The following is a 12490-nucleotide window of genomic DNA, read 5'->3' on the forward strand; positions in this document are numbered from 1 at the left end:
GGCATGATCGACCGAAAGCCCAATCTCGACGATCCCGAATATGCGCGCTTCGCCTGGGGGCGATTCCGGCGGCTGATGGCGTGGATGGCGCTGGTGACGCTGGTGGTTATCGGCGCCGCGCTCTGGATCCTCGAAAAGCTGCACGGGCCGATGCCGATCCATATGGTGATCGCGACGATATTGGGGGTTGGCCTGACCCTGTTACTGGGCACCGCGTTGATGGGGCTCGTTTTCCTGAGCTCGGGCACGGGCCATGACGAGCAGATCCAGGATTATTCGCGCGACGATGAGGATGATCGCTAACGTAGGTGCGGCGAGGCGTTGCCCAGATGTGAAAAGGGGGCGGCACCTTCGCAGGTACCGCCCCCTTTTTCATGTCAAAAGACCCGGATCGGATCAGCCCTCGGCGGGCGCCTCGGCTTCGGCCGCCGGCTTGCGGGTGCGGCGAACGCGCGGCTTGGGCGCGGGCGCCTCTTCCGCATCGGCCGTCGGCGTCAGCGCGGGAGGAAGCGCATCAACGCTGAGCGTCGATGCTTCACCGGCCTCGCCTTCGTCCGAGCGCACGGGACGGCGCGGGCGAATCGTGCGGGTGCGGCGTTCCTCGCGGACGGGCGCGGCATCGGCGGTCTCGGCCGAGGCCTCGTCCTCCTGCGCATCGCGCGGGGTGTTGCGAAACTCGCGGGGTTCCCGAGGCTCGCGCGCTTCACGCGGGTCGCGCTGGTCGCGGGGCTCACGCTGTTCGAAACGGGCGGGGCGTTCGCGGTTGCGGCGTTGCTGACGATAATCGTCCTCACGACGATCGCCGTCTTCGCCTTCACCACCCTCGTCGGCGCGGATATCCTCGCCTTCGTCCTCATCGTCCTGGATATCGTCGCGCTGGCGACGGTTTTCCTCAAAGCGCGAACGGCTTTCACTTAGCACGCGGAAATAGTGATCCGCGAACTGGAGATAATATTCGGCCATGACACGGTCGCCCTGAGTCTGGGCATCGCGCGCGAGCGTCTTGTACTTTTCGTGCAACTGGCTCGCATTGCCGCGGGCGCGGTTGTCGATACGATTGCCCTGATCGGGGCCGCGTCCCTGGCCCGATTGCGGCCGCTGGCCGCCACGACCGCGACGGCGGCCGGTCTGACGATTGTTGATCAAGCTAATGGTGTCCTCGACTAGCGTAAAACCTAGACAACGCTCCCGATAAAACGGTGCCAGCCCCCATCAGGCGGTCCCGCGCCGCAGACACATGCGCGCTTCGCCTTTTTGCCAGAGCCACCGGACTTCAGCGACATCATGACTTTGGGGGCAGGTAACGGCAAACGCTCTCATCAACGCGATTTGCCCGTCCCTGAAATCTTATCTAGCGCCACGCCCAAGCCCCGCCAAGGGAAAAATCAAGAAAAATGCATGCCTCTCCAACGAAGCAATATTGCGCGATCGTGCCCGCCCAGATCCTGTCTGCATTCCAGGGCGAGATCCGGCTGCGCAAAAAGCGCACTGACGGCAAGGCGTTGGGCATGGCCGATCTCGATCGCGGCGAGCCCTTCGGGCGCCAGCAAGGGCGGAATTTGATTGGCCAGCACGCGATAATCGTCGAGCCCGTCTTCTCCGGCAAACAGCGCCTCGGGCGGCTCAAAGGCGCCGACATCGAGGCCCACCTCCTCATGAACACCGATATAGGGCGGGTTGCACAGGATAAGATCGAACGGACCGTCCAGCCCCACCGCCCAATCGCCCTTGCGGAATTCGGCCCGTTCCGAAAGGCCAAGCGCCTCGGCATTCTCGCGCGCCAGCGCAAGCGCCGTATCGGACGCGTCTATCCCCAGTCCGGTTGCCTCGGGCCATTCGGCCAGCGCGGCCAGCAGCAGCGTGCCGGGACCGGTTCCCAGATCGAGCACCCGGCCCGGCCCCTTCCGCCCGAAATGCGCGACGGCGGCCTCGATCAGCGTTTCGCTGTCGGGACGCGGAATCAGCACGCCGGGCGCGACCTTGAGCGTGATCGACCAGAAATCGCGGGCACCGACGATATAAGCGATCGGCTCCCCCGCGGCGCGGCGCTGGACGAAGGCGTCGAACGCGGGAGGAACCGCCTCCCCGCCCCGACCGAGCAGCAGATCCTGTCTTGAGATGCCCAGCGCATGGGCGAGCAGTATTTCGGCGTCGAGCCGTGGCGTATCGCTCACGAGCGCAAGCTGCTCGGCCGCGGCGCGGAGCGCCTTATCCAACGAGACTGGCAAGCCGCTCCGCCTCATCCTCGGCGATCAGCGCCGAGATCAGATCGTCCATCTGGCCTTCGAGAATTTCGGGCAGACGGTGGAGCGTCAGGTTGATCCGGTGATCGGTGACGCGCCCTTGCGGGAAATTATAGGTGCGGATGCGTTCGGAGCGATCACCCGAACCCACCATCGACTTGCGCGCGCCGGCCTGTGCGCTGGCCACACGCTCGCGCTCGGCCTCATAGAGCCGGGCACGCAGCACCTTCAGCGCCTTAGCCTTGTTCTTGTGCTGCGATTTCTCGTCCTGCTGCGACACAACGATACCGGAGGGCAAGTGGGTGATGCGCACCGCGCTGTCGGTCGTGTTCACATGCTGCCCGCCCGCACCCGATGAGCGGAACACATCGATGCGCAGATCCTTCTCGTCGATATGGACATCGACTTCCTCGGGCTCCGGCAGCACCGCGACGGTGGCCGCCGAGGTGTGGATGCGGCCGCCGCTTTCGGTGACGGGGACACGCTGGACCCGGTGGACACCGCTTTCGAACTTGAGCCGCGCGAACACGCCCTGGCCGGTGACGCTGGCGACAACTTCCTTGAACCCGCCGACATCCGACGCGCTGGCCGAGATCAGTTCGACCCGCCAGCCGCGCGTTTCGGCATAGCGCGAATACATGCGAAAGAGATCGCCCGCGAACAGCGCCGCCTCGTCCCCGCCGGTGCCGGCGCGGATTTCGAGCATCGCGGGGCGTTCATCGGCGGCGTCGCGCGGTAGCAGGCGCACCGCCAGATCATGCTCGGCGCGCGGCAGCATTGCACGAATTTCGTCGGCTTCCTCAGCCGCGAGCGCGCGCATATCGGCCTCGGCCGCTGGATCCGCCTGAAGCTCGCTGAGCACCACAAGCTCGGCGCGCAGGCGCCGGACCTCACCCGCCGCGGTCGCGACCGGTTCGATCTCGGCATATTCCTTCGACAATGCGACGAAGGTTTCGGCCGCGAGATCGCTGCGCGTCATCATCGCCTGGAGCTCGTCGCGCCGGGCCTCGATCGCAGCAATACGCTCCGCCGAAATGCGGATCATCCAGCGCGCACCTTGGCCACCAGCGCGTCGAGAGCGACTTCCTCCTGCGTTCCGGCAGAAAGGTCCTTGAGCGCGGCGACGCCCTTGGCCAGTTCGTCCTCACCCAGGATCACGGCAAAGCGTGCGCCCGAGGCATTGGCCTTTTGCATGCGCTTTTTCATATTGCCGCGAAACGCCATGTCGGCGGCAACACCCGCACGACGCAGATCGGCAAGGATGCCCTGCGCCGCCGCGTCAGCAGCCGCCCCCATCGGGATGATCGCGACATCGGGCGCCGGCGCGGGCACCGAGCCCACCAGCATCGCCAGCCGTTCGATCCCGGCCGCCCAGCCCACGCCCGGCGTTTCGGGGCCGCCGAGCGAGCCGACAAGGCCATCATAACGGCCACCTGCCAGCACGGTGCCCTGCGCGCCCAGCCGGTCGGTGACGAATTCGAACGCGGTGTGGCGATAATAATCGAGCCCACGCACAAGTGTTTCGTTGCGCGTCCATTTGACGCCCGCCGCATCGAGACCAGCCGTCACCTGCGCGAAGAAGCTGGCCGCCTCGTCGGTCAGGAACGCGTCGATCCCCGGTGCGCTGTCGGCAATCGGACGATCGCGCGGGTCCTTGCTGTCGAGGATGCGCAGCGGATTGCGTTCCAGCCGGTCAAGGCTTTCCTCGGACAGGTCACCGCGATGCTTTTCAAAATGCGCGACCAGCGCGGCGCGCCATGCTTCACGCGTGGGGCCATCGCCCAGCGTATTGAGCTGGAGCGTCACGCCATCGGCGATACCCAGTTCGTGGAGAAGCTGGTCGGCAAAGACGAGGAGTTCGATATCGGCCTGCGGTTCGCCCGCGCCGAGGATTTCGGCATCGACCTGATGAAACTGCCGGTAACGCCCCTTTTGCGGGCGTTCGTAGCGGAAGACCGGGCCCGAGGCCGCAATCTTGAGCGGCGCGAACTGCTGCCAGCCCTCGGTCAGATAGGCGCGCGCGATGCCCGCGGTGAATTCGGGACGCAACGTCACCGAATCGCCGCCGCGATCCTCGAAGGTGTACATTTCCTTCGAGACCACATCGGTCGTCTCGCCGATCGAGCGCGCAAAGACAGCGGTGGATTCGAAGATGGGGATCTCCACCCGCTGGAAACCGTAAAGCGCGCGGACGCGGTGGAAGGTATCGACCACATGCTGAAAGGAGAGCTGCGCCTCTCCGAGCATATCCTGCGTGCCGCGAATGCGATTGGGTGTCTGTCCAGCCATAATGCGCGCTCTCTAATCGAGAGTTTGCCCATGCGCCAGCATTTCGAATCAGCCGCGCGGGGGTGGACCCATGCGCAAGCTTCCGCCACAAAGCCGACATAATATTTCACATCTCCGGGGTCCCCTGCCGATGATTTCACGCTCGCTCATCCTGCCTGTGCTGCTGCTGTCCACGCCCGCGCTTGCCGAACGGACGCTGCCCGCGCCCGCGTTGCTCGCGAATGCGATCCCCGCGCCGCAGGACACCGCCTATCCCGGCACGATGACGATCAATGTCGATGCGACCGATATCCAGCGCGCGATCTACCGCGTGACGCAGACGATCCCGGTCGAGCGCGCCGGCCCGATGACGTTGCTCTTTTCGACCTGGTTGCCGGGCAAGCATGCGCCGCGCGGCGAGATCGAGAAGCTGGGCGGGCTGAAGATCAGCGCCGGCGGCAAGGAACTGGTGTGGAAGCGCGACAATCTCGACGTCACCGCCTTTCATATCGACGTGCCCGAAGGCGTGAAACAGATCGACCTCGGCTTCAACTTCGTCTCGGCCACCAAGAGCGATCAGGGCCGCGTGGTGATGACGCCCGCGATGATGAACCTGCAGTTCGAACAGGTCTCGCTCTATCCGGCGGGCTATTTCACCCGCCGTATCCCGGTAAAGGCCACAGTGCGCTATCCCGAAGGCTGGACCGCCGCCTCGGCGCTCAAGGCCGATATCGCCGGTTCGACCTATTCCTACGAGCTGACCGATTATGAGACGCTGGTCGATTCCCCGGTCTTTGCAGGCAAGTATTTCCGGCGCGAACAGCTGACGCCCAAGGTGGGGCTGAACATCGTGGCCGACGAGGCGAAATATCTGGCGGCGACGCCCGCGCAGATCGCCGCGCACCGCAAGCTCGTCGAACAGGCCGTGAAACTGTTCGGGGTCGAGCATTATGACCGCTATGAATTCCTGCTCGCGCTGACCGACGAGATGGGCGGGATCGGGCTGGAGCATCACCGGTCTTCGGAAAACGGTGTGAACCGCGAATATTTCACCGAATGGGACAAGGGCCCCGGCCGCCGCAACCTGCTGCCGCACGAGATGACGCACAGCTGGAACGGCAAGTTCCGTCGCCCGGCGGGCAACTGGACGCCCAATTTCAACACCGCGATGAACGACGACCTGCTGTGGGTATATGAAGGCCAGACGCAGTTCTGGGGCTATGTGCTGGGTGCGCGTTCGGGGCTGTTTTCCAAGCAGGAAACGCTCGACGCGCTGGCATCGATCGCCGCCAATCTCGACGAACGCGCCGGGCGGCAATGGCGCCCGTTGCGCGACACGACCAACGATCCGGTGATCAGCGCGCGCCGCCCCAAGGGCTGGACGAGCTGGCAGCGATCGGAAGACTATTATAATGAAGGGATGCTCGTCTGGCTGGAAGCCGACACGATCATCCGCAAGGCCAGCCGCGGCAAGAAATCGATGGACGATTTCGCCAAAACCTTCTTCGGCGGCAAGGACGGCGACTGGGGCATCAGCACCTATGTGTTCGACGATGTCGTCGCCGCGCTGAACAGCGTCGTGCCGCATGACTGGGCGGGTTTCCTGACGGCACGGCTTGGCGAAAAGGCTACAGGCGCACCTCTCAAGGGGCTTACCGACGGTGGCTACCGCCTCGTCTATACCGCAGAGCCGACAAGCTTCATCAAGGATGCCGAACGTCGCGCGGGCAATTCCGACCTCAGCTACTCGATCGGGCTGACCGTGAAGAAGAGCGGCGAAGTGACGCAGGTGATGTGGGACAGCCCCGCCTTTGCCGCCGGCGTACGCGTGGGCGACAAGATCGTCGCGGTGGCGGCCACCGCCTATTCGGAAGACCGGATCAAGGACGCGATCACCGCGGCCAAGGGCGGCCAGCAGGCAATCCGCCTCCTCATTCAGTCGGGCGACCGCTATCGCGACGCCGAAATCGCCTATTCGGGCGGTCTGCGCTATCCACGGCTCGAAAAAACGGGTAACGGCCCCGCGACTCTCGACACTCTGCTGGAGCCGAAACCTTGAATATCGACCTTATCCCGGTCGGGGATAACCCGCCCGAGAGCATCAACGTCATCATCGAAGTGCCGGTTGGCGGCGAACCCGTTAAGTACGAGTTCGACAAGAAATCGGGCGCGCTGTTCGTGGACCGCATCCTCCACACCCCGATGCGCTATCCCGCGAACTACGGCTTCATCCCGCACACGCTGTCGCCCGATGGCGATCCGCTCGATGCGCTCGTCGTCGCACGCTCGCCCTTCATTCCGGGTTCGGTCGTCAAGGTACGCCCCATCGCGGTGCTGTATCTCGAAGACGAAGCCGGCGGCGATGAAAAGCTGCTGACCGTGCCCGTCGACAAGACCTTCCCCTATTACACCGATGTGGGTGAGAAGGACGACCTGCCGAGCATCGTGATGCAGCAGATCGAACACTTCTTCACCCACTATAAGGATCTCGAATCCGAAAAGTGGGTGCGTGTCGGCACCTGGGGCAATGCGGACGACGCCCGCAAGGTCCTCGAGGAAGCGATCGAACGCGCCAAGAAATAAGCCGCTCGCGGCACAGAATGATCCCGTGCGGAACGGTTGGAGCGCGACACGCCTCCCGACCGTTTCGCACGGGATTTTCTTTATGGGGCGCCGATCTTCGCGCTTCACCTGCCGGAAACGCGACATGACATTGCTTGCGGTGTCGCGGGCTGACGCTTTCCAACACAACCATATTCGGACCGAATGAACGCTCTTCTTTTCCGTATCGCGGCCAGTGCGCTGGCATTCGTTCCGGCGGCTGCCCTTGCGGCTCCCGTTCTGATCACCTCTCCGCAGCCGCTGCCAGCCGAGCATCGCAATCCGCGCATCTTTCTGGGCGGCGCGATCGATATGGGCAATGCACCCGACTGGCAGGCCGAACTGGCCAAGGCTCTGGGCGATCTTGACGTCACGCTTCTCAACCCGCGCCGCCCCGACTGGAACCCGGAGTGGAAACCCGAAGCGAGCGAGCCCGAGTTTCGCCGGCAGGTGGAATGGGAACTGGCCGCGCTCGAGGCGGCCGATATCATCATCCTCTATTTCGCGCCCGGATCGAAGGCACCGATCAGCCTTCTGGAAATGGGGCTGCACGCGCGCAGCGGCAAACTGATCGTGCTCGCGCCACCGGGATATTGGCGCAAGGGCAATGTGGATATCACCGCCGCGCGCTACGGAATCGAGCAGGTCGAGACGATGGACGCGCTGATCGCCGCCATCCGCACGCGGTTGCGCAGCCGCCCGTGAAAAGAAGCTAGCCCCGCCCGAAACGAGAACATATAAGGAACAAATGGTCACACATTCGTTCGGAGACAAGCTCAGGATCCTGGCCGATGCCGCGAAATATGATGCCAGCTGCGCATCATCGGGCACCGCCCGCAGGAACAGCCGCGACGGCAAGGGCATCGGATCGACCGAGGGCATGGGCATCTGCCACGCCTATGCGCCCGATGGCCGCTGCATCTCGCTGCTCAAACTGCTGCTGACCAACCACTGCATCTTCGACTGCCATTATTGCATCAACCGCAAAAGTTCGAATATCGCGCGGGCGCGCTTCACGCCGCGCGAGGTGGCGGACCTGACCCTGTCCTTCTACCGGCGCAACTATATCGAGGGGCTTTTCCTGTCTTCGGGGATCATCAAATCCTCGAACCACACGATGGAACAGTTGATCGAAACCGCGCGCATCCTGCGCGAGGATCACAGCTTTCGCGGCTATATCCATTTGAAGGCGATCCCCGAGGCCGATCCCGAACTGGTGGCGCAGGCGGGACTGTTGGCCGACCGCGTCTCGATCAATGTCGAGCTGCCGACCGAGACGGGGCTGGCCAAACTGGCACCGGACAAGTCCGCCCCCCGGATCGAACGCGCGATGGGGGATCTGGGCGATGCGATCACCGAGGCGCGCGATGCCCGCCAGCGCTTCCGTTCTGCCCCCGTCTTTGCGCCCGCCGGACAATCGACCCAGATGATCGTCGGCGCCGACGGCGCATCGGATATCGACATCATCGATCGCTCAAGCCGGCTGTATGACCGCTATCAGCTGCGCCGCGTCTATTATTCGGCGTTCAGCCCGATCCCCGATGCGAGCGCGGTACTACCGCTCAAGCGCCCGCCGCTGATGCGCGAACACCGGCTCTATCAATCCGACTGGCTGATCCGATTCTACGGCTTTTCGCCGACCGAAGTACGGCAGGCGGCGGGGGGCGACGGGATGCTGCCGCTCGACATCGACCCCAAGCTCGCCTGGGCGCTGGAACGTCGGGACCTTTTCCCGCTCGATATCAACCGCGCCCCGCGCGAGGCGCTGCTGCGGGTGCCGGGATTGGGCGTGAAGGCGGTGGACGCGCTGATCGCCGCGCGCCGGCACCGGCGCTTGCGGCTTGCCGATCTCGGCCGGCTGACGCTGTCGCTCACCAAGGTGAAGCCGTTCATCACCGCCGTCGACTGGCGCCCGACGCTGCTGACCGACCGGATAGATCTGAAAACACAGCTGACGCCCGCCGCCGACCGCCAGCTCGAACTGTTCGCGGCATGACCGCGGGTCCGGCCGAGGACGGCATGCGCCTCGCCATGCTGGACCGGCCCGATGATTTTGGCGAATGGCGGGACCATGCCCGCGTGCTGCTGGCCGAGGGGGTGCCCCCCGAACATATACGCTGGCGCGAAGGGGACAACACCGGCGACCTGTTCGATGTGCTGGCGCCCGCCGCCCCGGCCCCTGTCCCCCAATCCGCAGCAAAGCAGCAGATCACCGTGCCCGCCGCCTTTCTGGCGCTGGCCAAATCCGCCTGCCTGCACCGCGATCCGGCGCGATTCGATCTGCTGTACCGGCTGCTCTGGCGGCTTCAGGCCGATCGCCGCCTGATCGACGACAAGACCGATGTCGACCGGATCGCGGTGGAGGCGCTGGCGCGCGAGGTGCGGCACGATATCCACAAGATGCGTGCCTTTGTGCGCTTTCGCGAAACGCAGGACGAGGACGGCACGCCGCATTTCATCGCGTGGTTCGAGCCCGCCCATCATATCCTGCGCGCCAATGCGGCGTTTTTCGTCAACCGCTTCACCACCATGCGCTGGTCGATCCTGACCCCGATGGGGTCGCTCCACTGGGACGGCACGCGCCTGACCGAAGGCCCCGCCGCGTGCCGCAGCGATGCACCGCGCGAAGATGCGGCGGAGGCGCTGTGGAAAACCTATTACGCCGCGATCTTCAACCCGGCACGGCTGAAGGTGGGCACGATGGTGAAGGAAATGCCGCGCCGATATTGGAAGAACATGCCCGAAGCCGCGCTGATCCCCGATCTGATCGCGGGCGCCCGCGCCCGCGAGGCCGCGATGATCGAGGCAGGGCGCGACATGTTCGAAGGCGCAGAGCGCCCGACCTGCCTGGGGGAGGTCGCCCGGTCGATCGCGGCGTGCCGATTATGCCCCATCGGCTGCAACGGCACGCGCGCGGTGGCCGGAGAAGGCCCGGCCGATGCCGCGCTGATGATCGTCGGCGAACAGCCGGGCGACATCGAGGAAGTCGAAGGCCGGCCCTTTGTCGGCCCTGCGGGCCGCTTGCTCTCAGCGCATTTGGCCGCAGTGGGGATCGATCGCGGCAAGGCCTATCTCACCAATGCGGCCAAGCACTTCAAATTCACCCCGCGCGGCACGAAGCGGATTCACGAAACGCCCTCCGCGCGCGAGATCGACCTGTGCCGCTGGTGGCTGGACAGCGAACGCGCGCTGGTGAAGCCGCGCTTTATCCTTGCACTGGGCGCAAGCGCGGCGCGCGGGATATTGGGGAAAACGGTGAGCGTGCAGAAGGTGCGCGGCCAACCCCATACACTGCCCGATGGCAGCACGCTGTGGATAACCACGCATCCATCCTATCTGCTGCGCCTACCCGAAGGCGCGCGGGCGGCGGAGGAAGCCCGCTTTGCCGAGGATTTGGCCCATATGGCCGCGCAACTGGGCAGCCAAGGCTGATCCAGAAGTCAGCGCGCCGCCATCATGCTCTGCGCAACGGCTTCCGCGACCTTGATGCCGTCGATCGCGGCGGAGAGGATGCCGCCCGCATAACCCGCCCCTTCGCCCGCCGGGAACAGCCGCGCGACATTGAGGCTCTGGAAATCCTTGCCGCGCGTGATGCGGACCGGCGACGAGGTGCGCGTTTCCACCCCCGTCATCACCGCATCGGGATGATCATAATTCGCGATCTGGCGACCGAAGACGGGAAGCGCCTCGCGAAACGCCTCGATCACGAAGGGCGGCAGGCATTCGGACAGGTCGGTCATCTTCACGCCGGGCTTGTACGAAGGGATCACCTCGCCAAGCGCGGTCGAGGCGCGGCCGGCGAGCAGATCGCCCACCGTCTGCCCGGGCGCGTGATAGTTGGAACCGCCCGCGACAAAGGCGAGATCTTCCCAATGGCGCTGAAAGGCGATGCCGGCGAGCGGATCACCGGGATAATCGCGCGCGGGATCGATCGCGACGACAAGACCCGAATTGGCGTTGAACTCGGCGCGCGAATATTGGCTCATCCCGTTGGTGACAACCCGGCCTTCCTCGGACGTTGCGGCGACGACGCGACCGCCCGGGCACATGCAGAAGCTATAGACGGTGCGCCCGTTCGCGCAGTGATGCGACAGGCTATAGGCGGCGGCACCAAGATCGGGGTGGCCAGCGCAATTGCCGAAACGCGCCCGATCGATCCAGCTTTGCGGATGTTCGATCCGCACGCCGATCGAAAAGGGCTTCGCCTCCAGATGGACACCGTGGCGGTGCAGCATCTCGAAGGTTGGCCGCGCGCTATGGCCAACCGCGAGCACGACATGATCGGCCTCGAGAAATCTGCCATCATGCAGATGCAGGCCGCGTAGCGCCTGACGTCCATCGGACAAGGTTTCGAGTTCGATATCGTCGACGCGCGTCTGCCAGCGATATTCGCCGCCCAGTTCCTCGATCGTCCGGCGCATGCTTTCGACCATGGTGACAAGGCGGAAGGTGCCGATATGCGGATGCGCCTGCCACAGGATATCGTCGGGCGCGCCCGCCTTCACAAATTCCTCGAGCACCTTGCGCCCGAGGAAGCGCGGATCCTTGACGCGGCAATAAAGCTTGCCGTCGGAAAAGGTGCCCGCGCCGCCTTCGCCAAACTGGACGTTGGAATCGGGGTTGAGCTCGGCCCGGCGCCACAGGCCCCAGGTATCCTTGGTCCGTTCGCGCACGATCTTGCCGCGATCGAGGATGATCGGGCGGAAGCCCATTTGCGCGAGGATCAGCCCGGCGAACAATCCGCATGGCCCCGCGCCCACGACGACGGGGCGCAGGCCCGACCAATCGGACGGCGCCTCGGCGACAAAGCGATAGGCCATGTCGGGCGTGGCACGGACATCCTTGTCCCCCGCGAACCGCTCAAGCACCGCCGCCTCGTCCGCCAGATCGATGTCGAGCGTATAGACGAGCTGGATGTTGCCACGGCGGCGCGCATCATTGCCCCGCTTGAAGATGGTGAAGCCACGCAGATCGTCGGCCGCGATGCCGAGCCGGGCGCAGATGGCCGGGGCGATCGCCTCGGGTTGATGATCGAGCGGGAGCGAGAGTCCGGAAAGGCGCAGCATGCCCTGCCCCTAGTCGCTTGGCGCCGATGCGCCAAGACCTAGCGGCAGGATGCCCGGCGATTGCCGGGGAGCCCCCAGATATGCGATGGGGGTACATGCGCAGCGTTTCGGAAAATGTGTCGGTTCGGCTCTATCATCTCGACGGCGGCCCCGAGGGTGGCGCCGCGACGACGTTATTCTACGGCCCTCTCGGCAAGGCATTGGAAATCGCGGCCGAACAGCCCGAGGCGATCCAGGACGGGCTGTTTCTGGCGACCGACAATGACGTCGTCGCCTATGTCGACCTGATCGAGGGCTGAGGCCCCCACCCCA

The 12490-nt window shown here is 64.8% G+C and carries 12 protein-coding genes; 7 read left to right on the top strand and 5 right to left on the bottom strand.

The annotated features are described in order from the left end of the window. Positions 1-6: 6 nt before the first annotated feature. Positions 7-303 carry a hypothetical protein gene (locus QYC26_RS08095; protein ID WP_317515029.1) on the top strand — a complete coding sequence of 99 codons (297 nt, stop codon included), beginning with the start codon at positions 7-9 and terminating at the stop codon, positions 301-303. Positions 304-396: 93 nt separating this feature from the next. On the opposite strand, the gene QYC26_RS08100 is transcribed toward QYC26_RS08095, so the two are convergent. The 4 genes from QYC26_RS08100 to hisS form a co-directional block, all read right to left on the bottom strand. Then, entirely contained in the window at positions 397-1146 is a 750-nt protein-coding gene (locus tag QYC26_RS08100; protein ID WP_317514872.1) for a DUF4167 domain-containing protein, read from the bottom strand. Positions 1147-1385: 239 nt separating this feature from the next. Then, positions 1386-2243: a peptide chain release factor N(5)-glutamine methyltransferase gene (gene prmC / locus QYC26_RS08105; RefSeq protein WP_411197637.1), complete on the bottom strand. Its 858-nt coding sequence runs from the start codon at positions 2241-2243 to the stop codon at positions 1386-1388. Beyond that, on the bottom strand, positions 2209-3288 hold the full coding sequence (prfA, locus tag QYC26_RS08110; RefSeq protein ID WP_317514874.1) for a peptide chain release factor 1: 1080 nt from the start codon (positions 3286-3288) through the stop codon (positions 2209-2211). Before prfA ends, prmC begins: the two co-directional genes overlap by 35 nt. After that, positions 3285-4532 (bottom strand): histidine--tRNA ligase, encoded by a 1248-nt coding sequence (gene hisS / locus QYC26_RS08115; RefSeq protein ID WP_317514875.1) that lies wholly within the window; start codon positions 4530-4532, stop codon positions 3285-3287. The genes prfA and hisS overlap by 4 nt, the downstream gene beginning before the upstream one ends. 130 nt (positions 4533-4662) lie before the next feature. Between hisS and QYC26_RS08120 the strand changes: the two genes are divergently transcribed. The 5 genes from QYC26_RS08120 to QYC26_RS08140 all read left to right on the top strand — a co-directional run bounded on the left by QYC26_RS08120 (position 4663) and on the right by QYC26_RS08140 (position 10544). Beyond that, positions 4663-6570, top strand: coding sequence for a peptidase M61 (locus QYC26_RS08120; RefSeq protein ID WP_317514876.1), 1908 nt, complete (start codon positions 4663-4665; stop codon positions 6568-6570). After that, the gene (gene ppa, locus QYC26_RS08125) at positions 6567-7094 is read left to right on the top strand and encodes an inorganic diphosphatase (RefSeq protein ID WP_317514877.1); all 528 of its coding nucleotides are present in this window, start codon (positions 6567-6569) and stop codon (positions 7092-7094) included. The genes QYC26_RS08120 and ppa overlap by 4 nt, the downstream gene beginning before the upstream one ends. Positions 7095-7277: 183 nt before the next feature. Continuing rightward, positions 7278-7817, top strand: a complete 540-nt coding sequence (locus QYC26_RS08130) for a nucleoside 2-deoxyribosyltransferase domain-containing protein (RefSeq protein ID WP_317514878.1) — start codon at positions 7278-7280, stop codon at positions 7815-7817. A gap of 43 nt (positions 7818-7860) precedes the next feature. Next, positions 7861-9108, top strand: a complete 1248-nt coding sequence (locus QYC26_RS08135; protein WP_317514879.1) for a putative DNA modification/repair radical SAM protein — start codon at positions 7861-7863, stop codon at positions 9106-9108. After that, entirely contained in the window at positions 9105-10544 is a 1440-nt protein-coding gene (locus QYC26_RS08140; RefSeq protein ID WP_317514880.1) for a UdgX family uracil-DNA binding protein, read from the top strand. The genes QYC26_RS08135 and QYC26_RS08140 overlap by 4 nt, the downstream gene beginning before the upstream one ends. Before the next feature lie 8 nt (positions 10545-10552). On the opposite strand, the gene QYC26_RS08145 is transcribed toward QYC26_RS08140, so the two are convergent. Then, positions 10553-12178: an NAD(P)/FAD-dependent oxidoreductase gene (locus tag QYC26_RS08145; protein ID WP_317514881.1), complete on the bottom strand. Its 1626-nt coding sequence runs from the start codon at positions 12176-12178 to the stop codon at positions 10553-10555. Between the two features lie 95 nt (positions 12179-12273). Here QYC26_RS08145 and QYC26_RS08150 point away from each other — a divergent pair, with 95 nt between their 5' ends. Then, positions 12274-12477: a hypothetical protein gene (locus QYC26_RS08150; RefSeq protein ID WP_317514882.1), complete on the top strand. Its 204-nt coding sequence runs from the start codon at positions 12274-12276 to the stop codon at positions 12475-12477. The last annotated feature ends 13 nt before the right edge of the window (positions 12478-12490 follow it).

It is taken from the genome of Sphingomonas sp. C3-2, assembly GCF_033025475.1.
In the GTDB taxonomy this organism is placed as follows: Bacteria; Pseudomonadota; Alphaproteobacteria; order Sphingomonadales; family Sphingomonadaceae; genus Sphingobium_A.

Excerpts from the sequence above, each read along its gene's own strand:
- QYC26_RS08140 (WP_317514880.1), top strand. The coding sequence starts at position 9,105 with ATGACCGCGGGTCCGGCCGAGGACGGCATGCGCCTCGCCATGCTGGAC.
- QYC26_RS08130 (WP_317514878.1), top strand. The coding sequence starts at position 7,278 with ATGAACGCTCTTCTTTTCCGTATCGCGGCCAGTGCGCTGGCATTCGTT.
- QYC26_RS08145 (WP_317514881.1), bottom strand. The coding sequence starts at position 12,178 with ATGCTGCGCCTTTCCGGACTCTCGCTCCCGCTCGATCATCAACCCGAG.
- QYC26_RS08135 (WP_317514879.1), top strand. The coding sequence starts at position 7,861 with ATGGTCACACATTCGTTCGGAGACAAGCTCAGGATCCTGGCCGATGCC.
- QYC26_RS08150 (WP_317514882.1), top strand. The coding sequence starts at position 12,274 with ATGCGCAGCGTTTCGGAAAATGTGTCGGTTCGGCTCTATCATCTCGAC.
- hisS (WP_317514875.1), bottom strand. The coding sequence starts at position 4,532 with ATGGCTGGACAGACACCCAATCGCATTCGCGGCACGCAGGATATGCTC.
- prfA (WP_317514874.1), bottom strand. The coding sequence starts at position 3,288 with ATGATCCGCATTTCGGCGGAGCGTATTGCTGCGATCGAGGCCCGGCGC.
- prmC (WP_411197637.1), bottom strand. The coding sequence starts at position 2,243 with ATGAGGCGGAGCGGCTTGCCAGTCTCGTTGGATAAGGCGCTCCGCGCC.
- QYC26_RS08120 (WP_317514876.1), top strand. The coding sequence starts at position 4,663 with ATGATTTCACGCTCGCTCATCCTGCCTGTGCTGCTGCTGTCCACGCCC.